General features: G+C 59.9%; 23 protein-coding genes. 17 read left to right on the forward strand and 6 right to left on the reverse strand.

Translation table 11 applies throughout. The features are described 5' to 3' along the window. Nucleotides 1-25: 25 nt before the first annotated feature. From ACR0JI_RS06670 to ACR0JI_RS06685, 4 genes are read right to left on the reverse strand one after another with little or no spacing between them, the layout of a single operon-like run. Nucleotides 26-1168, reverse strand: a complete 1143-nt coding sequence (locus ACR0JI_RS06670) for a saccharopine dehydrogenase family protein (protein WP_480493927.1) — start codon at nucleotides 1166-1168, stop codon at nucleotides 26-28. Nucleotides 1169-1171: 3 nt separating this feature from the next. Beyond that, nucleotides 1172-2227 (reverse strand): saccharopine dehydrogenase, encoded by a 1056-nt coding sequence (locus ACR0JI_RS06675; protein ID WP_480493926.1) that lies wholly within the window; start codon nucleotides 2225-2227, stop codon nucleotides 1172-1174. Nucleotides 2228-2241: 14 nt separating this feature from the next. Further along, complete coding sequence (locus ACR0JI_RS06680) at nucleotides 2242-2856, reverse strand: glutathione S-transferase family protein (RefSeq protein WP_480474213.1); 615 nt, start codon at nucleotides 2854-2856, stop codon at nucleotides 2242-2244. Nucleotides 2857-2877: 21 nt separating this feature from the next. Continuing rightward, nucleotides 2878-3528 (reverse strand): histidine phosphatase family protein, encoded by a 651-nt coding sequence (locus tag ACR0JI_RS06685; RefSeq protein WP_480493925.1) that lies wholly within the window; start codon nucleotides 3526-3528, stop codon nucleotides 2878-2880. Nucleotides 3529-3667: 139 nt separating this feature from the next. Here ACR0JI_RS06685 and ACR0JI_RS06690 point away from each other — a divergent pair, with 139 nt between their 5' ends. The 11 genes from ACR0JI_RS06690 (at nucleotide 3668) to ACR0JI_RS06740 (ending at nucleotide 15536) form a co-directional block, all read left to right on the forward strand. Then, nucleotides 3668-4864, forward strand: a complete 1197-nt coding sequence (locus tag ACR0JI_RS06690; RefSeq protein ID WP_480493924.1) for a Zn-dependent hydrolase — start codon at nucleotides 3668-3670, stop codon at nucleotides 4862-4864. 288 nt (nucleotides 4865-5152) lie between these two features. Next, complete coding sequence (gene gcvT / locus ACR0JI_RS06695; RefSeq protein WP_480493923.1) at nucleotides 5153-6247, forward strand: glycine cleavage system aminomethyltransferase GcvT; 1095 nt, start codon at nucleotides 5153-5155, stop codon at nucleotides 6245-6247. Nucleotides 6248-6265: 18 nt separating this feature from the next. Further along, nucleotides 6266-6631, forward strand: coding sequence for a glycine cleavage system protein GcvH (gene gcvH, locus ACR0JI_RS06700; protein ID WP_480493922.1), 366 nt, complete (start codon nucleotides 6266-6268; stop codon nucleotides 6629-6631). 113 nt (nucleotides 6632-6744) lie between these two features. After that, nucleotides 6745-9600 carry an aminomethyl-transferring glycine dehydrogenase gene (gene gcvP / locus ACR0JI_RS06705; protein WP_480493921.1) on the forward strand — a complete coding sequence of 952 codons (2856 nt, stop codon included), beginning with the start codon at nucleotides 6745-6747 and terminating at the stop codon, nucleotides 9598-9600. Nucleotides 9601-9796: 196 nt separating this feature from the next. After that, nucleotides 9797-10951, forward strand: a complete 1155-nt coding sequence (locus ACR0JI_RS06710) for a phosphoserine transaminase (RefSeq protein WP_480493920.1) — start codon at nucleotides 9797-9799, stop codon at nucleotides 10949-10951. Between the two features lie 96 nt (nucleotides 10952-11047). Beyond that, entirely contained in the window at nucleotides 11048-12643 is a 1596-nt protein-coding gene (serA, locus tag ACR0JI_RS06715; RefSeq protein ID WP_480493919.1) for a phosphoglycerate dehydrogenase, read from the forward strand. A 120-nt stretch (nucleotides 12644-12763) separates the two neighbouring features. Then, entirely contained in the window at nucleotides 12764-13492 is a 729-nt protein-coding gene (locus ACR0JI_RS06720) for a metallophosphoesterase family protein (protein WP_480493918.1), read from the forward strand. Between the two features lie 35 nt (nucleotides 13493-13527). Next, nucleotides 13528-14406, forward strand: a complete 879-nt coding sequence (gene serB / locus ACR0JI_RS06725) for a phosphoserine phosphatase SerB (protein WP_480494046.1) — start codon at nucleotides 13528-13530, stop codon at nucleotides 14404-14406. A 41-nt stretch (nucleotides 14407-14447) separates the two neighbouring features. Next, nucleotides 14448-14777 (forward strand): ArsR/SmtB family transcription factor, encoded by a 330-nt coding sequence (locus tag ACR0JI_RS06730; protein WP_480493917.1) that lies wholly within the window; start codon nucleotides 14448-14450, stop codon nucleotides 14775-14777. Beyond that, nucleotides 14765-15193, forward strand: a complete 429-nt coding sequence (locus ACR0JI_RS06735) for an SRPBCC family protein (RefSeq protein ID WP_480493916.1) — start codon at nucleotides 14765-14767, stop codon at nucleotides 15191-15193. Before ACR0JI_RS06730 ends, ACR0JI_RS06735 begins: the two co-directional genes overlap by 13 nt. A gap of 22 nt (nucleotides 15194-15215) precedes the next feature. Further along, nucleotides 15216-15536 (forward strand): YciI family protein, encoded by a 321-nt coding sequence (locus tag ACR0JI_RS06740; RefSeq protein WP_267364302.1) that lies wholly within the window; start codon nucleotides 15216-15218, stop codon nucleotides 15534-15536. 5 nt (nucleotides 15537-15541) lie between these two features. On the opposite strand, the gene ACR0JI_RS06745 is transcribed toward ACR0JI_RS06740, so the two are convergent. After that, the gene (locus tag ACR0JI_RS06745; RefSeq protein WP_480493915.1) at nucleotides 15542-16540 is read right to left on the reverse strand and encodes an asparaginase; all 999 of its coding nucleotides are present in this window, start codon (nucleotides 16538-16540) and stop codon (nucleotides 15542-15544) included. Between the two features lie 179 nt (nucleotides 16541-16719). Between ACR0JI_RS06745 and ACR0JI_RS06750 the strand changes: the two genes are divergently transcribed. Then, on the forward strand, nucleotides 16720-17256 hold the full coding sequence (locus ACR0JI_RS06750; protein WP_480474205.1) for an invasion associated locus B family protein: 537 nt from the start codon (nucleotides 16720-16722) through the stop codon (nucleotides 17254-17256). A gap of 384 nt (nucleotides 17257-17640) precedes the next feature. Here ACR0JI_RS06750 and ACR0JI_RS06755 read toward each other — a convergent pair whose 3' ends face one another. Next, entirely contained in the window at nucleotides 17641-18585 is a 945-nt protein-coding gene (locus tag ACR0JI_RS06755; RefSeq protein ID WP_480493914.1) for a helix-turn-helix domain-containing protein, read from the reverse strand. Between the two features lie 65 nt (nucleotides 18586-18650). Here ACR0JI_RS06755 and ACR0JI_RS06760 point away from each other — a divergent pair, with 65 nt between their 5' ends. The 5 genes from ACR0JI_RS06760 (at nucleotide 18651) to ACR0JI_RS06780 (ending at nucleotide 24224) form a co-directional block, all read left to right on the forward strand. Continuing rightward, the gene (locus ACR0JI_RS06760; protein ID WP_480493913.1) at nucleotides 18651-19982 is read left to right on the forward strand and encodes a metal-dependent hydrolase family protein; all 1332 of its coding nucleotides are present in this window, start codon (nucleotides 18651-18653) and stop codon (nucleotides 19980-19982) included. Between the two features lie 13 nt (nucleotides 19983-19995). Continuing rightward, entirely contained in the window at nucleotides 19996-20391 is a 396-nt protein-coding gene (locus tag ACR0JI_RS06765; protein ID WP_480493912.1) for a hypothetical protein, read from the forward strand. Nucleotides 20392-20489: 98 nt separating this feature from the next. After that, nucleotides 20490-21278, forward strand: coding sequence for an efflux RND transporter periplasmic adaptor subunit (locus tag ACR0JI_RS06770; RefSeq protein ID WP_480493911.1), 789 nt, complete (start codon nucleotides 20490-20492; stop codon nucleotides 21276-21278). Nucleotides 21279-21340: 62 nt separating this feature from the next. Beyond that, nucleotides 21341-22630, forward strand: coding sequence for a metal-dependent hydrolase family protein (locus ACR0JI_RS06775; protein ID WP_480493910.1), 1290 nt, complete (start codon nucleotides 21341-21343; stop codon nucleotides 22628-22630). A gap of 10 nt (nucleotides 22631-22640) precedes the next feature. Continuing rightward, a complete protein-coding gene (locus tag ACR0JI_RS06780; RefSeq protein WP_480493909.1) occupies nucleotides 22641-24224 on the forward strand; it encodes a HoxN/HupN/NixA family nickel/cobalt transporter in 1584 nt (527 codons plus the stop codon). Nucleotides 24225-24760: the final 536 nt, after the last annotated feature.

Raw genomic sequence — 24760 nt, forward strand, 5'->3', positions numbered from 1 at the left:
CTCTGGAATGGCTTTTTTCGTGCGATCAGGCCGTATGATCCACGATCTGCAAGTGCTGGGCCAACCTGTCGATCTCGGCCATCCAGCCCTGTACCAGTTTTGGGTCGCTCGGGGCTGCGTGAACGCCTGCCGGGATGGCGCGGTTCAAAACGGCCTCGACGGCAAGTGAAACCGGGATCGATACCAGACGCGCCATTGCTGTGCCGCGCTCATCGCCCCAGGCGTCCATGACATAGGTCTTGTGCCAGACAGGAACGCCGTCTTTCTCGGCTTTCAGTCCAACACACAGCACAACGCGGTCGGGCTCACCTTCGTCATAGGCGTTTTCGCTCCAGAACTGGTCAGACATCTCTTTCAGACGCGCATCCCCTTCCGGGCCCGACAGGGTTTCGATTTCACGGAACACGTCCGACCACGTATCCGCCCAGCCGTTCAGGCGCAGGGTGCCGCGGACGAATTCCCTGACGGGCCAGTGATCCTCGAACTGGTACTGCGCCTTGAACGGGATCGAGTCGCGGTTGGGATAGACCTCGAAACTTTCCGGCGTTGGCAGTGGCGCGATATAGCTGCTGATCGCATCCCACGGGCGGGCAACGTCCAGCGGGGCATAGTCGCGGATCGACTTCGACGGCGACCGCAGCGCCTTGAGCACACCCAAGGGCGACCAGCTGAACTTGTAGCGGAACGGGTTCGGGATCTTGGGAATGCCACCGCAATACGAAATAAAGCTCAGGTGGTTTTGCGGATCGAACGCATCCGAGGCGCGATAGTCATCGACCAGTGCATGGGCCATCAGGTGGTCGATGCCCGGATCCAGACCAACTTCGTTGACCAGCGCCACACCGGCCTCGCGCGCCTTGTCGTCCAGTGCGCGCATTTCGGGCGCGATATACGATGACGACACGAAATTGGCCTGTTTCGCAATCGCCAGTTCTGCCAGTGGTACGTGCCAGTCGCCCGGCAGCATGGACACGATCACGTCGCCCTTCTCAAGCACACCACCCAGAGCGTCGATGTCGAAGGCGCGAATATCGTTGGTCAGGTCCCCAACCTCGGCCCTGGCTTTTTCGACCGTCCGGTTCCAGACAGTGACCTTGTGACGGCCCTCGATCAGGCGGCGCAGGCCGGGGATGGCCGACAGGCCGGTGCCACACCAGTGAATCATCATCGCTCAGATCCCTTCGATATGTGTTTTGTAAGTTGCTTCTGCCCGACCCCAGACGCCGCTGTCCAGATCGGTCAGGGTCAGAAGCGACGGCAAAAGCTGTGCCGCATAATCTTCCGAACTTTCGACCGGCAGCATCGACGGCAGGTTATCGATGGCCATCACGTCCATCACCGGATCGGTTGCCACGCGCAAAGCTGGCGCGTCCCATGTGGTTGCACGGTCATAGACCGGCACCGGGTTGTAATCACTGTCCGGGTCGCAGGCGACATCGCCGATAGCAGTCAGGTTGCGCGGGGCAGTCAACGCCTCACGCGGAACAAAGACCGGGGTTCCGGGGCGCGCGAAGATGCAGTTCAGGAACAGGTCGTGGTCCAGAATTTCCGGAAACGGTCCGCCGCTGGCGGTTTCCGCCATGTCCCATTTGGTGACGTCGACGCCCATCGCGTCGCACAGGTCTGCGGCCCCCGTACCCACGCGACCCAGTGCACCGATCACGATGGCGCGGGGGCGTGGGGCTCCGGTGGCGTCCAACTCGGCCAGCAATTCAGAGTTCAGAACGTCTTTGCCTGCATACACCCCAACCGGCGGGCATGCCTCGCCCCGTTGCTGTGCCGCCCACGTCTTGAGCGTTACCGCAGCACCGGCATACCCGGCCCAATAGCCAAAGGCGGCAACCCGGCGGCCATCTTCGCTCACCAGGTATTCCAGATCATAAAGCGTGCCGCCCCCGGCCTTGAACCGCTCCAGCAGCGCGCGACCCGAATGCTGGCCCTTATAGGCATGGCCGAACATGATGTGGCGATGGGGCAGGGGGGTGCCATCTTCGGGCAGTTCCTTGAGGCCAAAGATGATCGCGTCCAGCGGGGCCTCGGGCCACGAATTCTCAGCCGCGATTGCACAGCCAGCGTCCTTGTAGCCATCAATCGGAATGGCGCGGACATGGCTTTCCTCAACCGTCACGCGGATACCTGCGGCGATCAGTGCTGCGGCTCCTTCGGGTGTCAGCCCCACCCGTTCCTCGTTCGGGCGCTGTTCCGCCCTGACCCAGAGATGTGTCATCTTAGTTCCTTTTGTCAGAGCATCCCGGCAGCGCGCACCGCCTGAACCGAAGGCCGTGCCTCCATCGCCTCGCGGAAGGCGATGATCCTGGGGAAGGCCGAGACATCGACGCCGTCGCCTTCCAGCCAGCTGCAAACCACATAAAGATAGGCATCGGCCAGAGAGAACGCGTCCCCCAGAACAAACGGCCCGCGCAACCCGTTTGACGAGATATAGTCGCAAGATGCAGTCATCGTCTGCGCGACCTTGTCCGTCATGTCTTTCCAGCTGGATTTCTTGTCGGCCCAGCGATGCCCGCGCAGCTTGTGGGCGTGGTTCACATGCATGGTCGAGGCCAGATAGAACATCACCTCGCGCATGCGGGCGGCCATGACCGGATCAGCTGGCACCAACCCGGCCTCGGGTGCCTTGGCCGCAATATATTCCAGCAACGCGCCGGTCTCGGTCAGGATGCCGCCATCGACCACCAGCGCCGGAACGCGCCCCTTGGGATTGATCTGCTTGTAGGCCGGTTTTGTCTGTTCCCCATCGGCAAAGTCCAGCTTGATTGCTTCATAGTCCAGTCCGGCCTCTTCCAGAGCAATCGCAACAGCGACCGAGATGGTTCGGGGTGCGTAATAAAGCTGCATCGGGGATCTCCAATCTGCTTCCTACAGGTGGGTCTGCGCAAACTGCCGGTCAGGTGCTTCCAGATGCGGCACCGCATTGAACAGGACCGGGCTCAGCTGCGCGCCAATCGGGTGCAGACGATGCATCGACGTGTTCATGATGGCAAGGGCCACCCGCGCCATCGACGGGATGTCCAACCCCATCGCCTGCCGCACCACCATCGAGATCAACCCGCCCGAGGTCACGACGATGGCCGGTCCGCCCTCGGTCCCGATCTCGTGCAGCGCATCGCGGACGCGGGCTTCAAACGCGTCGAAGGTTTCCGGAGCGTTCTCGATCTTTCCACTGGCCCAGGCCGCGAAGGTTTTGGGCAAGTGTTCGACAAATCCCTCGCGGTCGGTCGGGATTTCGACGCCGTGCTGTTCTTCGAACAACTGTGCAAGGGTGAAATACTCGATCTCGTTCAGCCGTGCGTCGCAGACAGGATCGGTCAATTCCATGCTGGCCACCGTCTCGGTGTGGCGGGTCAGGGTGCCACAATAGACGCGTGTATAGTGGCTGCGGGTGTCACGCAGATGCGCGCCCAGCCAGCGGGCCTGTTGATGGCCCAGATCGCTCAGCTTGTCATAGCTTGCTTCGTCGCGCGCTGTCGTGTTTGCCTGCCCGTGGCGCACCAATGTGATATGTGACATGTTGCTCCCTCTTGCGCCGAAGTCTTAGGGCAGGTTCCTTGCCGGGACCAGAGGGGTTTCTTGATCTCGCCGGAAAAACATTCGCAGCTGTCCGGTTTCTGGCTATGGTCGCCCTGACCAACTGCGCCCGGAGGGATTCATGGCCGTCGATCACACGCGTTTTCTCGATGATCTGCACAAGCTGCGTGAATTCGGTGCCTCGGGTGTGGGCAAAGGAGTCATCCGCCCGGCCTATTCAAAAGCGGATATTGCGGCGCGCCAATGGCTGGCGGACCGTATGGCCGACGCAGGTCTGACACCGCATTTCGACCCGGTCGGCAATCTGTTCGGGCTGGCGCCTGGCCGTTCTCTGCTCATGGGGTCGCATTCCGACAGCCAGCCCGAAGGCGGCTGGCTGGACGGCGCGCTCGGCGTGATTGCCGCGCTGGAGATCGCGCGGTCCAGCGACCAGCCGATCTCGGTCGTCAGTTTTCAGGACGAAGAAGGCCGGTTCGGTGTGACCACGGGCTCGGCGGTCTGGTCCGGCGGTCTGCCGCTGGACAAGGCCGATGTGTTGACCGACGGTTCTGGCGTCAGCTTTGGCGAGGCCCGATCTTCCATGGCGGATCTGTCGCAGGGTTTTGTCGATCCCGCGCGGTTCAGCGGCTTTGTCGAGATGCATATCGAACAGGGCCCCTCTCTGGACGCAGCGAACGAGCAGATCGGCGTCGTGACCGATATCGTCGGCATCCGGGACATGTCGGTCACTTTCGAAGGGCAGCAGAATCACGCGGGCACCACACCGATGCATTTGCGCCAGGATGCGTTTCAGGCGTTGTCACTGTTCAACACGCGCCTCAACGAACGGTTTCGCAACGTGGTGACACCACAAACCGTCTGGACCATCGGGCGGGTCGATCTTCACCCCAATGCGTCGTCCATCGTGCCGGGTCGGGCGCGGTTCTCGATGCAGTGGCGCGATGGCGATCCGGATCGGCTGTCGCGGATGGAGGAGATCTTCCGTACCACAGCACAGGAAGTAGCCAGCGAACAGGACATGGTGCTGACCTACGGCCCTTTGCTCGGGTTGGAACCCGTCACGATGGATCAGACCCTGCGCGCGGCGCTGGAACATGGGGCCGAACAGGTGGCCCCCGGCAAATGGCGCAGGATGCCGTCGGGCGCGTTGCACGATGCCACAAACGTGTCGCGCCTGATGCCCGTTGCGATGCTGTTCGTGCCGTCAATCAACGGTATAAGCCACGATTTTGCCGAAGATACCGCCGAAAGCGATCTTGTGGCCGGGCTGAGTGTGCTGGATCTCGCAGTGCAGTCACTTGAAGGGCGGGTGCGATAAGGTGCGGGCAAAATACTGTTTTTACAGGCCATTGCGGTTGGTTTGTCTGGTGTTATCGTCGCGCTCGAAACTGTGATCGGCAAACCTTTGCAAAAGCCAAAAGACCAATGTTGCCTAACGGAAAAAAGTTTCCTATAGGAACGCTAAGGATGCATACGCCCGTATACAGACTTGTCCCACAGGCGGTACTCTGGTTCGCAATTTGACCGGAATCGTTGCAAAATTGATAGCGTGGGGCAGACTGACGGGAATGCGTTCGAAACCGAAAGATACGAAAAGGTATCCAAGATGACCGAGATTAGACGCACGCCGTTGTATGCCTTGCATGTTGAGTTGGGCGGCAAGATGGTTGATTTTGCCGGGTGGGAGATGCCAGTTCAGTATCCGCTGGGGATCATGGGCGAGCATAAGCAGTGCCGCGAGAAGGCGGCGTTGTTTGATGTGTCGCATATGGGTCAGGTGATTTTGCGGGGCGAGAATGTGGGCGAGAAGCTGGAAGCTCTGTGTCCGCAGGCTTATGCGACGCTGAAGGAAGGCAAGGCGCGGTACGGGTTCTTCACCAATGCCGAAGGCGGGATCATGGATGACCTGATCGTGTCGAATGCGGGGGATCATTACTTTGTGGTCGTGAACGCGGCGCTGCGCCATCAGGACATTCCGCATATGCGCGACAATCTCGAAGGTGTCGAAGTGACCGAGATCTTCGACCGCGCGCTGGTGGCCGTGCAAGGTCCCAAGGCCGAGGACGTGGTGAGTGCGCTCTGCCCTGCGGCGCGCGACCTCAAGTTCATGGAAACCACGATTGCTGACATCCTGGGTGTCGAATGCCGCATCTCGCGGCTGGGATATACGGGTGAGGACGGGTACGAGATCTCGATCCCCGAAGACAAGGCGATCGAGATTACCCGGGCGTTCCTGGCGCATGAGGATTGCGAACCGGCGGGTCTGGGCGCGCGCGACAGCCTGCGGCTGGAGGCGGGTCTGTGCCTGTACGGCAATGACATTGACCAGAGCACCTCGCCGGTCGAGGCCGGCCTTGGCTGGGCGATGCAGAAACGCCGCAAGGAAGAAGGCGGCTTTCCGGGTGCGGAACGTGTGCAGCGCGAACTGGCCGAGGGGCCTGCGCGCAAGCTGGTGGGCATCAAGCCCGACGGCCGCGCGCCCGCGCGTCAGGGGGTCGAGGTGCAATGCCTTGAGGGCAACACCATCGGTCAGATCACCTCGGGCAGCTTTGGCCCCACGGTCGGCGGCCCGGTTGCAATGGGCTATGTGTCCGCGGGCCATGGCGAGCCGGGCGAGAAGGTCAACCTGATCATCCGGGGCAAGGCGCAACCGGCGCAGATCGTGGCGCTGCCCTTCGTCAAACAGAATTACAAGCGTTGAAGTCAGGAGAGAGACACCATGGCAACCTATTATTCCGAAGAGCATGAATGGCTGGCGGTCGAAGGCGACACGGCCACGCTGGGCATCACCAAACACGCGGCCGAGCAGCTGGGTGAGGTGGTCTTTGTCGAGCAGCAGGAAGTGGGCGAAGAGTTCGACAAGGACAGCGAGATCGGCGTGATCGAATCCGTCAAGGCCGCCTCCGAGCTTTACGCGCCGGTTGATGGTGAGATTATCGAGGTGAACGAGTCGCTGGCCGACAATCCCGGCGCGCTGAACGACGACCCCGAAGGCGAGGCCTGGATCTACAAGATCAAGATCGCCGATGCCGCGCAGCTGGAAGATCTGATGGACGAAGCCGGCTACAAGGCCTTCATCGGCTAAATCCGGCCCGGAGCCCCAGAGACCGGGGCTCCCCGCTTCATCTTTTTCCAAATACTCCCGCCGGAGGCATCTGCCAGAGCGGCCGGGCGAGACATTCTTTGAGGAGCGCTGCAATGGCCTTCAAACTGACCGACTACGAAGCCTATGACTTCGCCAATCGCCGCCACATCGGCCCGTCGCCCACCGAGATGCGCGACATGCTGCAGGTGATCGGCTTCAAGACGCTGGACCAGCTGATCGACGCCACCGTCCCGCCCGCGATCCGGCAGAAGGAGCCGCTGGACTGGGGCCCGGCGATGACGGAACGCGATGCGCTCTTTCACATGAAGCAGGTGGCGGGCAAGAACAAGGTTCTGACCTCGCTGATCGGTCAGGGCTATTACGGCACCACCACCCCGGCGCCGATCCTGCGCAACATTCTGGAAAACCCGGCCTGGTACACGGCCTACACACCCTATCAGCCCGAGATCAGCCAGGGCCGGCTCGAAGCGCTGCTGAACTTCCAGACCATGGTCAGCGACCTGACCGGGCTCGATGTGGCCAACGCCTCGCTGCTGGACGAAGCCACTGCCGCGGCAGAAGCCATGGCGATGGCCAAGCGCGGCGGCCGGTCCAAGGCCAATAACGCGGCCTTCTTCGTCGACCGCAACTGCCATCCGCAGACCATCGCGGTCATCAAAACCCGCGCCGAGCCGCTGGGCATCGACGTGCAGGTGGGCGATCCCGATCAGCTGGATGCAGGTGCCGTCTTTGGTGCAATCTTCCAGTATCCGGGCACCCATGGCCATGTGCGCGACTTCACGAACGAGATCGCGGCGCTGCATGAACATAACGCCATCGCCGTTGTCGCCGCTGACATCCTGTCGCTGGCGCTGCTGAAATCCCCCGGCGAGATGGGCGCGGATATCGCCATCGGCTCGACCCAGCGCTTTGGCGTGCCGATGGGTTATGGCGGCCCGCACGCCGCGTATATGGCGACCACCGACAAGCTGAAGCGCTCGATGCCGGGCCGGATCATCGGGGTCAGCATCGACAGCCGCGGCAACAAGGCCTACCGCCTGGCGCTGCAGACCCGCGAGCAGCACATCCGCCGCGAAAAGGCGAACTCGAACGTCTGTACCGCGCAGGCGCTGCTGGCGGTCATTGCCTCGATGTATGCGGTCTATCACGGACCCGACGGCATCAAGGCGATCGCGCAATCGGTGCACCGCAAAACCTCGCGCCTGGCCGCCGGTCTGGAAGAGGCGGGCTTTGCGGTGGAACCCGAAGTGTTCTTCGACACCATCACGGTCGAGGTCGGCCACCTGCAGAACGTAGTGATGGAGGCCGCCGTGGCCCGTGGCGTCAACCTGCGCAAGGTCGGCGAGACCCGCGTGGGCATCAGCCTGGACGAACAGACCCGCCCCGAAACCATCGAGGCGGTCTGGGGTGCCTTCGGCATCGACCGCAAGGATGACAGCTCGAACAAGCAATACCGCCTGCCGGATTACGCGCTGCGCGAAAGCGAGTACCTGACCCACCCGATCTTCCACAAGAACCGGGCCGAGGCCGAGATCACCCGCTATATGCGCCGTCTGGCCGACCGCGATCTGGCGCTGGACCGGGCGATGATCCCGCTGGGCTCGTGCACCATGAAGCTGAACGCCACGATCGAGATGATCCCGGTCACCTGGCCCGAGTTCGGCAACCTGCATCCCTTCGTGCCCGAAGATCAGGCGCGGGGCTATCACGAGATGATTGCGGATCTGAACGACAAGCTGTGCCAGATCACCGGGTATGACGCAATCAGCCAGCAGCCCAACTCGGGCGCGCAGGGCGAATATGCGGGCCTTCTGACCATCCGCAACTATCACTTCGCCCGTGGCGAAGGGCAGCGCAATGTCTGCCTGATCCCGACCTCGGCCCATGGCACCAACCCGGCTTCGGCGCAGATGGTGGGCTGGCAGGTTGTGCCGGTGAAATCGGATGACAAGGGCAACATCGATCTGAATGACTTCCGCGAAAAGGCGGAAAAGCATTCGGACCATCTGGCCGCCTGCATGATCACCTACCCCTCGACCCATGGCGTGTTTGAGACCACCGTGCAGGAGGTCTGCCAGATCACCCATGATCACGGCGGTCAGGTCTATATCGACGGCGCCAACATGAACGCCATGGTCGGCCTGTCGCGCCCCGGTGACATTGGCGGCGATGTCAGCCACCTGAACCTGCACAAGACCTTCTGCATCCCGCATGGCGGTGGCGGCCCCGGCATGGGTCCGATCGGCGTCAAGGCGCATCTGGCCGAGCATCTGCCGGGCCACCCGGAATATGGCACCGCCGTGGGTCCGGTCTCGGCGGCCCCATTCGGCTCGCCCTCGATCCTTCCCGTCTCATGGGCCTATGTGCTGCTGATGGGCGGTGCGGGGCTGACGCAGGCCACCAAAGTGGCGATCCTGAACGCCAACTACATCGCGGCGCGGCTCAAGGACGCCTATCCGATCCTCTACACATCGGAAACGGGCCGGGTGGCGCATGAATGCATCCTCGACACAAGACCGCTGGACGAGGCGGCGCATGTCACCGTCGACGATGTGGCCAAGCGTCTGGTCGATTCAGGCTTCCACGCCCCCACGATGAGCTGGCCGGTGGCCGGAACCCTGATGGTCGAGCCCACCGAATCCGAACCCAAGGACGAGCTCGACCGTTTCTGCGACGCCATGCTCTCGATCCGCTCGGAAGCGCAGGACATCATCGACGGCAAGATCGACGCGGAAAACAACCCGCTGAAAAACGCCCCTCACACGGTGCGTGATCTGGTCGGCGACTGGGACCGCCCCTACACCCGCGAACAGGCCTGCTTCCCTCCGGGCTCCATGGGCGTCGACAAATACTGGTCCCCCGTCAACCGCGTCGACAACGCATACGGCGACCGAAACCTCGTCTGCACATGCCCACCCATGGACGCATACGAAGACGCCGCAGAGTAACACAACCCTACCCCGCCGAAACATCGGCGGGGTTTTTCGCCAATCGGAAACGCGTGTTCTGATTTGTGCCCGTTTCAGATGTCGTTTTTACCCGGTAAAGCGTCTTTTCTGCTTGCTGCAGGTGCGAAGGCCCCCTAGGTCTGTCCGTGGGACACCCCTCCCCAACGAGGGGCGTGTATCTGGAAGGGTAATACACATGACGATCGAACAACCGGCGACGCGGCCGGCAAATCCGCGCTTTTCTTCGGGCCCCTGTGCCAAACCCCCCACATTTGACCTGACAAAACTGGCTGATGCCGCATTGGGCCGGTCGCACCGCGCCGCTACTGGCAAGGATAAGCTGAAGGCGGCCATCGAAGGCACGCGCGAGATTCTGGGCATTCCGGCGGATTATCGCATTGGCATCGTTCCCGCTTCGGACACCGGCGCGGTTGAAATGGCGCTGTGGTCTTTGCTGGGTGCGCGCAAGGTCGAGATGCTGGCCTGGGAAAGCTTTGGGTCCGGCTGGGTGACCGATGTGGTCAAGCAGTTGAAAATCGACGCCGAGGTGAAGACGGCGGATTACGGGCAGATCGTTGATCTGGCCTCGGTCGATTTCGCGAATGACGTGGTCTTTACGTGGAACGGCACCACCTCGGGTGTACGGGTACCCAATGGCGACTGGATTGCCGATGACCGCCAGGGCCTGACGATCTGCGATGCAACCTCGGCGGCCTTTGCGATGGATCTGCCCTGGGACAAGCTGGATGTAACAACCTTCAGCTGGCAGAAAGTACTGGGGGGCGAAGCGGCCCACGGGATGCTGATCCTCAGCCCGCGTGCTGTTGAACGGTTGGAAAGCTATACCCCCGCATGGCCGCTGCCCAAGATTTTCCGCCTGACCAAGGGCGGCAAACTGATCGAAGGCATCTTTACCGGGGCAACGATCAACACGCCGTCAATGCTGGCGGTCGAAGATTATCTTTTTGCGCTGGACTGGGCCCGCTCGGTGGGCGGATTGCAGGGGCTGATCGCGCGTGCGGATGCCAATGCGGGTGCGGTACACGCGTTCTGCGACCAGAACGGCTGGATCGCAAACCTGGCAGAGGATGAGGCGACACGGTCGAACACTTCGGTCTGCCTGAAGTTCACCGACGCGCGTATTCAGGACGGTGCAGCCTTTGCCAAGGCAGTCGCCAAGCGACTTGAAGCCGAGAATATCGCACTTGATATCGGCGCTTATCGCGACGCGCCTGCGGGCCTGCGCATCTGGTGCGGCGGTACGGTTGAAACCTCGGATATTCAGGCGATGCTGCCCTGGCTGGCATGGGCCTTTGCGACCGAGATCAAAGCGCAGGCGCAGGCTGCCTGAGTTTCATGTGCCGGGCTGAAGCCCGGCCTACCCCATCACTGATGTAAGGCGGGCGTCAGCGCGCTACCCTCTGAAGAATTCAAAGGACCAACCAAAATGGCTCCCAAAGTACTCGTATCCGACAATCTCAGCGAAACCGCAGTGCAGATTTTCCGCGACCGCGGCATCGACGTGGATTTCATGCCCGAGCTGGGCAAAGACAAAGACAAGCTTGCCGAGGTGATCGGTCAATATGATGGCCTCGCCATCCGTTCGGCAACCAAGGTTACACCGACCCTTCTGGAAAAAGCCGACAGGCTGAAGGTCATCGGCCGCGCCGGGATCGGCACCGACAATGTCGACAAAGAGGCGGCCTCGAAAAAAGGGGTGATCGTGATGAACACACCCTTCGGCAACATGATCACCACCGCCGAACACGCCATCGCGATGATGTTCGCCGTGGCGCGGCAAATCCCCGAGGCCAGCACCTCGACCCATGCGGGCAAGTGGGAAAAGTCCAAGTTCATGGGGATCGAGCTGACCAACAAGACACTGGGCGTGATCGGTGCCGGTAACATTGGTGGCATCGTGTGCGAACGGGCTTTGGGCCTGAAAATGAAAGTCATCGCTTATGATCCTTATCTGGGCGAAGAGAAAGCGTCCAAGATGGGCGTCGAGAAGGTCGAGCTGGACGAACTGCTGGCGCGCGCCGATTTCATTACCCTGCATGTGCCGCTGACGGATCAGACCCGCAACATCCTGAGCCGCGAGAATCTGGCCAAAACCAAAAAAGGCGTACGGATCATCAACTGTGCCCGCGGCGGTCTGGTCGATGAAGTGGCTCTGGCCGAAATGCTGCAATCCGGTCATGTTGCCGGAGCGGCCTTTGACGTGTTCAGCGAGGAACCCGCCAAGGACAACGCATTGTTCAACCTGCCCAACGTGGTCTGCACGCCCCATCTGGGTGCGGCGACCACCGAGGCGCAGGAGAACGTGGCCTTGCAGGTGGCTGAACAGATTTCGAACTACCTGCTGACGGGCGCGGTCGAGAACGCGCTGAACATGCCCAGCGTGACAGCGGAAGAAGCCAAGCTGATGGGGCCGTGGATCAAGCTGGCAGGTCATCTGGGCAGCTTCATCGGCCAGATGACGGATGAACCGGTCAAGGCGATCAACATCCTCTATGACGGTGTGGCCGCTGAAATGAACCTGGCTGCGCTGAACTGTTCGGTGGTCGCGGGGATCATGAAAAAGTTCAACCCCGAGGTGAACATGGTCTCGGCCCCTGTGGTCGCGAAAGAACGCGGGATCAAAATCTCGACCACCAATCAGGATAAGTCGGGTGTTTTTGATGGCTATATCAAGGTCACGGTCGTAACGGACAAGCGTGAACGGTCGATCGCGGGTACGGTGTTCAGCGATGGCAAGCCGCGCTTCATCCAGATCAAAGGCATCAATATCGATGCCGAGGTCGGCGCTCATATGCTGTACACCACCAACGAAGACGTGCCCGGCATCATCGGCACGCTGGGTCAGACCATGGGTGAGAACAACGTCAACATCGCCAATTTTACCCTCGGCCGCACAGAGGCTGGCGGCGAAGCGATTGCGTTGCTCTATGTCGACGAACCGGTCCCGGCCGAAGCACGGGCAAAGCTTGCCGAAACAGGCCTGTTCACGCAGATCAAACCGCTGGAATTCGACGTCGCCTGATCGCGGCTGTTGAGTTTAAGAAACAGTTCACGACCCGGTTATGCGAATACCCGGGTCCTTTCTTCTCTGATTTCGCAATCTGAGTCACAAGCGAGCTGACTCATACCGCCGGAGGATTCTATGACATTGCCAGTCTATGCCATTGGTGATCTGCACGGGCAGGTGGCCGAACTGGACCGCGCGCTGTCTCTGATCCAAAGCGATGGCGGCCTCGATGCGCAGATCGTGTTCCTTGGTGATTACGTGGATCGCGGCCCTGACAGTCGCGGGCTGATCGACCGCCTGATTGCCGGGCGTGATGCGGGTCGGAACTGGATTACTCTTCTGGGCAATCACGACCGCATGTTTGCCTGGTTCATGGAGGACACTCCGCGCCACGATCCGCATTTGTTGGTGGGATACCACTGGCTGCATGACAGGTTGGGCGGGGTCGACACCCTGCGCAGCTATGGGGTGGAATTCGAAGGTCAGATCCGCCTTGAAAACCTGCACCGTATGGCTCAGACAGCCGTGCCGAAGTCGCACCTGACCTTCCTGCGCGATCTGGTGGTGATGCATCAGACGCCCGAGATTGTCTTTGTTCATGCGGGTATCCGTCCGGGTGTGCCGCTGAATGAACAGCAGGCAAGTGATCTGATCTGGATCAGACAGGACTTCCACGACTACCACGGCCCGCACCCCAAACTGATCGTTCATGGTCACACGCCTGTGGATCAGGCGACGCATTATGGCAACCGGATCAATCTGGACACGGGGGCCGGGTACGGACGCCCGACGGGCGTCGCTGTATTCGAGGGACAGAAATGCTGGGAACTGACCGAACAAGGTCGAACACCGTTGACGCCCTGACCGTCCCGCATGGGTATGACACTGGAGATTGGAATATGTACGTCGCCACTTTGCTGACCAACCCGGTTGCACCCTCGCTGGACCGTGCCTTGCCTGAATCGCTGCGCAACGCGTGGGGCGGTGGAGATGTCCTGTGGCTCAGCCCTGACGAGGCGGTCGAGTTTGAGCTGAGTGACATGCCCGCCAATCGCTGGGATGTTTGGGCTGATCTGCAAGGCATGGGCGTGGACCTGATTGTGCAGCCCGCACAGGGGAGGCGCAAAAAGATGCTGTTGGCCGATATGGACAGCACCATGATCCAGCAGGAATGCATTGACGAACTGGCGGATGAGGCTGGCGTCGGCGAAAGGGTCAAGGACATCACCGCCCGCGCCATGAACGGAGAGCTGGATTTCGAAGGTGCTCTGATCGAACGGGTTGGTCTGCTGAAGGATCTGGATGAAAGCGTCATTGGCAAAGTCCTGCGCGAACGGATCACCCTGATGCCCGGCGGACAGGCGTTGCTGGCAACAATGCGAGCCAACGGTGCCTATGCTGCACTGGTGTCCGGTGGCTTTACCGCCTTCACCGCGCGGGTGGCAGAGCTGCTGGGGTTCGATGAAAATCGCGCCAACACTCTGCTGGCCGCAGATGGCAAACTGACGGGCGATGTGGCGCGTCCCATATTGGGGCGGCAAGCCAAGATCGAGGCGCTTGAGCAGATTTCCACGCGTCTTGGGTTGTCCGAAAATGACGTGATCGCCGTGGGCGACGGGGCCAATGATCTGGGCATGCTGGGGCGGGCCGGAACCGGGGTTGCCCTTCACGCCAAGCCGTCGGTGGCCGCGAAATGTGACGTGCGGGTGAATCACGGCGATCTGACGGCACTGCTTTACCTGCAAGGGTACAGTCGCTTGGATTTTACCGAATCCTGACAGGGCTTTTCATTATTTAACACTTGTGTTAAATAGAGGTTATGAGCACGCTTCTGACCACCTTTTCCGCTTTGTCCGATGCCACCCGGTTCTCGATTGTCGAGCAGCTGATGGAGCAGGGCGAACTGCCCGCCGGTGACCTGATCGAAGGGCGCGGAATGTCCGGTGCTGCGATTTCGCGCCATCTGAAAGTGTTGCGCGAGGCAGGGTTGGTGCAGCAGCGCGTGCGGGGCACCCAACGGATGTACTCCATCCGGTCCGACGGGCTGCGGATGATTGCCGACTGGACGATCTCCAAACGGCAATTCTGGGAAAGCAGCCTCGATCGCCTCAGTGATATCATCGAAAGGGAGAAGTCATGGCCGACCTGAAACTGGAACGGGACTTCCCCGTCAGCCCAGAGGATCTGTTTGCATGGATCAGCGACGGCAGCCGGTTGTTGCAATGGTGGGGGCCCGAAGGGATGCATGTCCCCGAGCATAATCTGGATTTCTCGCGCACCGGCCCGTGGTATTCGGTCATGGAAAACGGCGAGGGCCAGCAATACAAGGTCTCGGGCCACGTCACGCATGTCGACCCGCCAAACTCGGTGGGGTTTACCTGGGGCTGGCATGACGATCAGGATCAGCGCGGGGCCGAAAGCCACGTTTCCTTCACGGTCACAGCGACGGGCACAGGGTCACGCTTGGTTTTGGACCACCGCGAACTGGCCGATGCCGAAGCAGCCGCGAACCACAATCAGGGCTGGACGTCTTCGCTGCGCAAACTCGAAGCGAAGTGCAAATAAGGTTTCATCAGGGAGGAGCGATATGCCCCAATATTTGTTTGTTTATCACGGGGGACACACCCCGACCGACCCCGCCGAGATTGAGGCGACCATGGCCGCTTGGGGCGCATGGTTTCAGGGTATGGCCGAAGCGTTGGAAATCCCCGGCAACCCGGTCGGACAGTCCTATACGGTCAGCAGCAGCGGGGTTGTCGACAATGGCGGCGCAAACCCGGCCTCGGGCTTTACCGTGATCAAGGCCGACAGTATCGAAGCCGCGACCGAGATGGCCAAGGGCTGTCCGATGGTCGTCAACGGCTCGGGCTCGGTCGAGGTGGCCGAGGTGCACGAGATCGAGATGTAGGGGCCTTAGCCGGGGAAACCCGGCGCAGGTTTGATCACGCCGCATTCCAGCCCCCGGCGGCTGTATTGCGTGGCGTTCATGAACTTGCGGGTGGCCGGGTGATCGGCCTCCAGCACACCAAGGCTCACCAGAATAGCGGCGATGGCGCATTCGCTGGCCCGTGTGGTGCCGTCGGTAATCTTCAGCGCAACGCCCATGCGTTTTTCCGGGATGATGGCTACAAACACCGCCTCGGCCCCGGTCTTGATGGCGGCGCGTCCGTTCATGGCGCGCATCAGTTCGGTGCAGGCACGGGTCTCACCGGCGACCAGTTCCGGGTGTTTCACCATGGCCGCCACCAACTGAACCGCTGCCTCGCTGGAACGGTCGGACCGATCCGAGGCGCTGGCGAACCATGCCATCGACCGGGCCAGCCCGGTCAGCGACACGGCGAAATTCGGGGCGGAACAGCCGTCAATACCGTAACCGGGGCTGGTTTCGCCTGACGTCTCTTCGATGGCAGACAAGCAGGCCTGCTGCACCGGGTGATCGATTTCCAGATATTCCGGCCCTGCGCCCATATGCTGACCCAGTGTCAGGAAACCACAATGCTTGCCGGAACAGTTGTTGTGGATCTGGCACGGGGTGTCATCCGCCAGGATAAGCCGATCCCGCGCGGCAGTGTCCGCTGGCTCCTGTGGCCCGCAGCGCAAGTCGTGCTCGCTCAGCCCCAGATGATCAAGCCACGCTGTCACGCGGTCGGTATGGATCGCGGCCCCATTGTGGGACGCGCAGGCCAGCGCAAGATGTTCGCTGTTCAATCCGTATTTTGCCGCGGCTCCCGACGTGACCAGCGGAAGCGCCTGAATCATCTTGGCGGATGAGCGCGGATAGATAACCGCCTGCGGGTCGCCCCAGCTGCGCACGATCTGGCCGGTGTCGTCGCAGATGACCGCGTGGCCCAGATGCAGGCTTTCCAGCAAGTTGCCACGCCGCAGTTCTGTCATTGCTACGGGCTGCGTCATCTGGACCTCCGAAATTAATGCGCAAAATTCTGCCAATCGCCCTTTCGCCTGTGGCGAAACCTGCGTTAGTGTGTGTATGTCGGCAATCATCGGAATGCGCAACGGAATAGACGGGCCGGAAGGGTTCGCAGCCATGTCCGATGGATTTGAGGTATCGGTCGAGCTAGGAGGCTGGACAAATGGGATCAATGCTCGTTCGTACGATTGCGGGCCTGTGTGTGGCAGGCATCGCCGCGACTTCTGCAATCGCCCAGCAGGCGACAAGCACAAACCGGGTTGCTGCAAAAACGGACTGGAGCGTTTTTGTCGAAGATGATCCCACCGAATGCTGGAGCGTTTCGGCCCCCAAGGAAACGGTGAACACCCGGGGCGGGCGCGTCGTATCCGTGCGGCGCAGCGACATCCTGTTGTTTGTGTTCTATCGCCCCAATGCCGAGGTCAAAGGACAAGTGACCTTTACCGGCGGCTACCCGTTTGCTCCGGGATCGACGGTGAACCTGAATGTCGACGGGTCCGAGTTTGAACTGTTCACCGAAGGTGAGTGGGCCTGGCCTGCGTCAGATGCAGATGACGCCAAGATCGTCACCGCGCTGAAACGCGGAACCGAGGCTGTTCTGACTGCCCGGTCCGAACGCGGCACGCAAACCAAGGACACCTTCTCGCTGCTGGGCTTTACCGCAGCAATCGAAGACGCCGAAAAGCGCTGCACCAAGTAAGCACCCCGACCTAAGCAAATGGTCGCGTCATTGGCGGCGCTTTTCTTATGTGGACTTCCGTCAAGTGGGTCAGCCCATGCTGCGATTGCTCAATCCGCCCTCAAATGGCAGGATTGAGCCCAAACTACTGAATGCTGCGGATAGCATCAATTTCCGAAGGCAATTGCTTAGCTGACATTCAGCAACGGTTTGAAACCAGTCTCGTAGATAACTTCGCCTGTCTTGTGGCGTTTGCTTCTAAAAACGAAAAATTCGCTACTTGCTACCGGCGATAAGGACCGGTTCATATAAAGGCGGTCGCATGAAAGTCGACGTTCTTTGCCGGAATTCATCTATGTTGGAGACGAAGACATGATCGAAGATCTGTGCCAATCAAGGGGAGCACTAGCGCACCAGTATCTGCGACGGCAGTTCTCCGTATACCCGTTTGTAAAACCCACTGAAGCGACCGAGTTCAGAAAATCCCGCTCGTCGGGCAGCCATCTTCACAGTCAGTTTTTCTTCGCGGGCTAAGGACAGTTCATTGTGAACACGCGATAAGCTCAAGTGCCTAGTGTATCTTGCTGGAGAAAGACCGGTTACTTGATAAAAAGCTGCATTTAATGTTGGTGCGCTGACCCCGCATAAACCGCATAGATCGTGCAGGCTAACCGTGGTGTCTTGGTTTTGCATCAGATACTGCTGCGCGGTACGAAATGTTTCATAGGAACGAATGTTTTGCGGCGTATGCGTCGTTCCCTCGCCGATTAAGGCGGTAGCCAAAGCGATGGCCACGGTCTGCTCTACAGCTTCCGGGTCGTCAAAGTTCGTTGATCCGTAAACAGCGTTTGCAAGCGCCGATATCAGGTTGCCGAATGTATGTGGCTCAAGCGATATCGGCCCTTTGGGGATATCAGTCTCATCGGGGTTGTATCCTACAAGAGCCGCCATGACTTTAAGTAGCAAGTCGGTGTCCACGCTGCCCGCAAAGAGATTGCGGCTCGGGGCAAAAAGCTCCGTTTCGTCCCAGCCGAAATTCAGGAATAAAGTCCGTTTGCCGCCGGAGGCACCGTTCAATTTCCAATCACTTGCATCCGTGACCGGTAGCGTAAAAGTGACATAGCCTCGGGGTTGCTCGGTGCGTATGCAAGCTTCATGCGGAAAACGTGTATGGACGAGCCCGACGCGGTCCGATTTGAACCCCATCACCTGATCGACGCCCTCGCTTGGCGAATACTGCACGATCTGACCTTGCAGAAGCCCCTCGTTCATCAATACGCTGAGTGTGCTTGAGAAACGAAAGTACGTCGGTTCCTTCAGAATAATTTCGTTTTTTTTTAATTTCTGCATAACTTTGTGACCACACAATAATTGAAAAAAGCAATAGGCTTCACGGCAGCCGATAGGAGACCGTGATGAAATTTAATAGCTTTGCCCTTGCCATTTTTGCAATAGGCGCTTCTGCAGTCTGCGCGCAAGATGCGGATGGTCCCATTTTAATTACCAACGTGAATGTTTTCGACGGCGTCAACGAGGCGCTCATCGAAAACGCCAATGTGGTCGTGACCGACAATCTGATTACTGCTGTGTCGGCCGAAGATCTCGCGGTGGCAGGCGGCCGCGTGATTGACGGCGGCGGGCGCACGCTGATCCCCGGGCTGATCGACGTTCATTGGCACACGCTATACTGCTGCAACCCGCAAAGTGTCGTGGTGACTGGCGACGTGCTCGAAATCGCCATCCGCGGCGCACAAGGTGCGGAAAAGACGTTGATGCGTGGTTTCACGACCACGCGTGACGTCGGCGGCAACTCCTTCGCGATCAAGCGGATGATCGATCGGGGGGAGTTGAAAGGCCCGCGCATCCTGCCATCGGGGCCGCCCGTGACGCAGACAGGCGGCCATTTCGACTACCGCCCCTACCAGGCGGTGCCGACCAATCCTGCGGACTCCCAGTGGTACTGGTTCAGCGTTGGCGTCATGGCGATGGCGGACGGGGTGCCAGAGGTGACCAAGCGCGCCCGCGAAATCATGCGTATGGGAGCGACGCAGCTCAAGATTTCTACAGGGGGCGGGGTGTCGTCCACCTATGACCCTCTCGACGTCAGGCAGTACACGCGAGCCGAAATCGAGGCTTTCGTCGAAGTCGCCGACACCTACAACACCTACGTCGCCTCTCACACCTTTACGGACGAAGCTGTACGTATCTCGGTCGAGGCCGGCGTGAAAACCATCGAGCATGGCTTTCTCATGAGCCGCGAGACGATGGAATTGATGCGCGACAACGATGTCTGGCTGTCGGTGCAGCCGCTGCTCGATGACGAGGATGGCTTTACTTTCGATGACCCCGTGAGCCAGCAGAAATGGATCGATGTCACGAACGGCACCGACTTCACTTACAAGACCGCGAAAGAAGTAGGGGTCAAGGTGGCCTTTGGCACCGACATCCTGTTCGATCCCGCTCTCGCTGAGCGTCAGGGCGCGTTTCTGGCGAAACTTCAAAGGTGGTACACGCCTTACGAAGTTCTGAAGCAGGCCACGTCGAACAATGCGGAACTGCTGGAACTCGCAGGCCCGCGCCACCCCTATCCGGCTGGCCCCTTGGGGGTCATCGCGGAAGGTGCCTACGCCGATCTGATCCTTGTCGATGGCAATCCGCTTGAGGACATTGATCTGATCGCCGATCCGCATGAAAATTTCGATCTCATCATGAAAGATGGTGTTATCTATAAAAACGAGATCGAGTGAGGCGGTCGGACCGATGCTGTCGTTAAACCGTCTGCTGTTGCTTCAGTCGATTTTCGCGGCGGCCTCGCTCACCTATCTCGTCGTCAACCTGATCCGTAGCGAGACCACCGGCAAGGCGCTCAGCGCGGCGGCCATCGGTCCCTCAATCGCTATGTTCATCGTCTATCTGGGCATTCTCTGGCTCGGCCGCTCGGGCCATATCGGCTGGTACCGGATCGGAATGATCCCGGCGCTCATCCTCTTCGGGGGCGGCGGGGTAGCCGGGAATATCCTTCGGTATTTTCAAAGTGGCTTGGAGAACTATGCGAGTGTTTCTGCGTTTCTAATTGCTGTTTTGATCAATGGTTGCGGAACAATTCTGAATGTGGTCGCGACACTTGGGCTGTTCAAAAGGGGCGAAACGTTATGAAGATATCCGGCAGTGCCGACGCAAAAGGCAGTATTTCGCGGAGCGAGTGGGCGCGACTTTGCTCAATGCAAATGATCGCATTCGTGAGTTCGCTTGTGATGGCATTTCCAAACATGGCCCCCGCGCAAGAAAACATACTCGAGGTTGCAGAATTCGAGGGTACCGTTGTTCCGGCACGTGAAGCCGAGATCACGCCAATCGTCAGCGCATGGTTGCGGGAAATTACCTTCGCACCCGGCCAAATGGTCGAGGAAGGCGACATCCTGTTCGAGTTCGCAAAGCCGCCTGCGGAGTACCGGTTGCAACTTGCCCAAGCGCAGCTCGATGCCGCGCGCGCGCAATTGCTTGAGGCGATAGCAGACGTCAAACGCGCTGAGACTCTTGCGGATCGGGATGTGGTTTCTGCTGTCGACCTGGAGAAGGCCGAAGCACTTCGTGATATCGCCTTTGCCAACGTCGCACAGGCCGAGGCGAATGTTGGTCTTGCAAAACTTGGCGTGATGCAGATGATACAGAAAGCACCCTTCTCGGGAGTGATGAGTGCATCAATGGTGCGTGAAAACGGCTGGCAGGATGTCGGCGACGGGGACATCACCATGGCTATCATTACGCAACTCGATCCGATCCAGGTTGTGGGTGAGGTGCCTTACGATGTGTACGCGGCGCGGCAGAAGATGTTCGCCTCGGACGAAGCCTTGATCGAAGGGGTCGTGCTCTCGCTCACCCTGCCGGATGGCGAGGAATACCCGTACCGGGGCAAGCTTGTTTCGGGTGGCTACACGTTCGAGGAAGAGACGCAGAAAATCACGGTTTGGGGCGAGTTTCCGAATCCGGAGCATCTTCTTCGGCCCGGCCTGAAAGTCACCGTTCAGTCCGAAGTGAACTGAACCTGTAATTCACAGTTCGGCGCTGACGTCGGACTAACCTGCATCGCACAGCGGAGGCCCGTATGTCTGTAAAGAATTTCGTTGCCACAACCCTTGTCATGCTGGCCGTGTTCGGCCCGGCAGGAGCTCAGGACAACACCGATGCCGGCACTCTCATCACAGGGGCGCGTATCTTCGACGGGCTTAGTCCCGACCTGATCGAGGGGCAGGACGTTCTGATCAAGGACGGCATGATCGCCGCCATCGGGGCCGGACTCGATACGCCCGAGGGGGCCACGGTCATTGACGCTGAGGGGCGCGTCATGACGCCAGGCTTCATCGACATGCACTACCATCTCAGCCTCTGCACGGTGCCGGTGGCGGACATGGCCGGATCCTACGCTCCGGATCTGGATTACATCGGGATCAAGGCGGCGGGCGCCGCGTCATGGGGCGCCAAGCTGGCCGCTGACCGCGGCGAGATTGCCGGGCCGCGCGTATGGCCATCGCTTCGGGCGATTTCTCAATTCGGCGGACATGGTGATGCTAATCCCCGCTTCATGAACCCGCGCGAATTCGGTGGACCGGAAAACAACCTCGAACGACTGGGCTACAGCAGGATCGTAAATGGGCGCGACGATGTGCTCGCTGCCGCGCGGGAGAACCTCAAGCGTGGCGCAAGCCAGATCAAGATGCACCTCGCCGGCGGTGTCGGAACTGAGTTCGACCCGATTGATGGGCGGCAGTTCATCAAAGAGGAAATAGAAGCGGCGGTCGAGGTAGCAGACGGCTTCGGCACCTACGTGACGGCACATGTCTATACTGTCGATGGCATCAAGCAGGCCATCGAGGCGGGCGTCCGTTCCATTGAACACGGCAACCTCATCAACGAGGAAATCGCCCAGATGATGGCCGAGAATGATATCTGGCTGAGCCCGCAGGTACTTGTCTACCGCACCTTTTCGCCTGACCTCGGGCCCGTGCGCCTCGCCAAAGGGCGGATGGTTGAGGCCGGGCTCGACAGCATGTTCACACTGGCCAAAAAGTACGGGATTAAGATCGCTTTCGGCACTGACGTCGTTGTGAACCCACAAGCGTGCGCCGATCAGAACAAGGAGTTTGCGGCCCGTCTTGACTGGTTCACGCCTGCCGAGATCCTGACCCAAGCGACCGCAAACTCCGGTGAGCTGCTTCAGCTCTCTGGTGACCGCAGTCCCTATCCCGGCATCGTTGGTCGGCTCGTCGAAGGTACGCATGCAGACCTGTTGCTGATCGACGGAAATCCGCTCGAGGACATTTCCATCCTCGAAGACCATGAAACCGCGCTCGACCTGATTATGAAGGGCGGGACCATCTACAAAAACGACTTGTAGGAAGTTCAGCATGGTTCAGTCACTTCTGCGGCTGCGTGGCCTTCTAGCCATCTTAGTCATCGCCATCCAGTCCGTCGCCGCCGCAGCGTCTGACGGCGCGAATTCGCAGTTCGCGAGTTGGGATGCGCTCGCTCCCACCGTTGAGCCGTTCGATGACCCCTTCCTCGATATGACGCTGGAACAGAAAAAAGACTTGCGAGATATCTTGATTTCCCAGAAAGCCGAGACCGCCGGGAGTGGCTCGCTCGGTCTGCCGGACGCTGCAAGAGCGGCCCGCGGCAGGCTCGAAGCTGCTGGCCTCGACCCGGATTATCTCCTCGATCAAAGACTGGTCGTAATGAAACGGCGCCGCGAAGAAGCGACCGGCGTGACGTCGACCTTCCTCGATCAACAGGTCCTTCTCGACGGTTTCGTTCTGCCGCTGGTGTGGGAAGGCGAGCGCGTTGTCGAATTCCTGCTCGTGCCCTGGGTCGGTGCCTGCATACACACGCCACCTCCGCCGCCCAATCAGATTATTCACGTCGCCTTCCCCGAGGGACTGGAGCTGAAACGGCGGTTCGAAGCGGTCCGGTTGGAAGGGACATTGCGCCATCGACCCGCAGAGCATGCGCTGTTTCTGATCGATGGAAGCCGGCAGATCCCCGCCTCATACGGCCTGGACGGTGCAGCACTAACCGGCCAGCCGGGTGAAATCGTTGCGGCCTCCGCGTCCGGTGTTCCGGCCCTCATCAGAGCGCAAATCTGGGTAAACACGCTCTTCACATCGGGAATGTCAGAAATCGGCAAGGAGGGGTCGGCACAAGCAATTCTCTTGGCCGTGCTTTTGGCCTTCGGATACGGGGCACTTCACACGCTGGGACCAGGCCACGGCAAGGCGGTCGTGATCTCTTACTTTGTGGGGACAGGTGGCAGTCTCCGACGCGGGCTCAACATGGGCGCGCGCATCGCCGCCTTTCACGTCGCATCGGCGATCGTGGTCGTCTTCCTTCTCGATCTCGCCGTGCGGCAAGCGACAGGAGCTGCCCCCTCCGATTACAGGATGATCCGCCTTCTCAGCTATTCGCTGATTGTCGCCATCGGTGCCGTGATGCTCTGGCAGGCCATTCGCGCCATGCGGCAGCAAACGCCCGAAGCCGTTCAGCACAAGCACGACCATCATCATGCCGATCACGCCCACAGTGCCTGCGCAGCCTGCAATGGGCACGAGGCGCGTGCGGTAGGCGGCTGGGTCGCGGCTGCCGTGGGTGTCGTCCCGTGCACCGGAGCATTGATCGTGATGCTGTTCGGCCTTGCGAATGACCTGATCTGGCCGGCTACTCTGATGGTGGTCTCGATCTCGGCCGGTATGGCGGTCGCCATGTCCGCGCTGGGGGTCGCTGCGCTCTGGGGCCGTGGTTGGGCAGAACGCCGCTTCGCATCTGATCAGCCAACGCGACAACGCTTCGCTAAAGGTGCGCGTCTTGCAGGTGCAATATGCGTTCTTGTGATTGGCGTAGGGCTGTTCTTCACCACCCTTGTTCACGCGCCTACAGATCGACTTCAATTGGACGGAATTGCCACGGTCTCTGAGAGTTTGAGCGTATCTGGAGGATGATCTAGCCTCTTGTAAGTATGTAGTACGAACGAAAGGTTTTCTGGCAAACGCCTAGGTAGACAGTTTGATACCAGTCCCTTCCATCATAGGTTCAGCACGGACGTTTGAGAGCGATTTAGAAGTGATGGAGGATCGTAAAGGCGTTTTTTGGCATCGGTGCCAATAACGACTGAAGCCGAGCAAACTTAGCGCAATTCAAAGTGAAGGTCTGCGAAGCGCACCAAAGCAGCTACAAACTCAAACACGGCGAATGAACACTTTGTCCCGCGTTGCGGTCACTGATCGTTCGCATATCAACCCAATCCGCTCGCGTTGTGCGCGGCGAGTTGAAGGCCAAGACTGCGATGTTGACCGGTCTGCGTAAGCCTTTTCTTATTCGTGCCTGTCAGGATGCAGTATCACCAAGCGCCGCTTTCGGTACGCTCCGCATTCAAACAGTATGCCACACAAGCGCTTCCGTCGTAGCTATGTTGAAACCCTCTGAGATGGGGAACCTTCAACACCGCAGAACTCAATCACAACGTGGAACAGCACTG

The organism is Ruegeria sp. N10 (assembly GCF_056531545.1).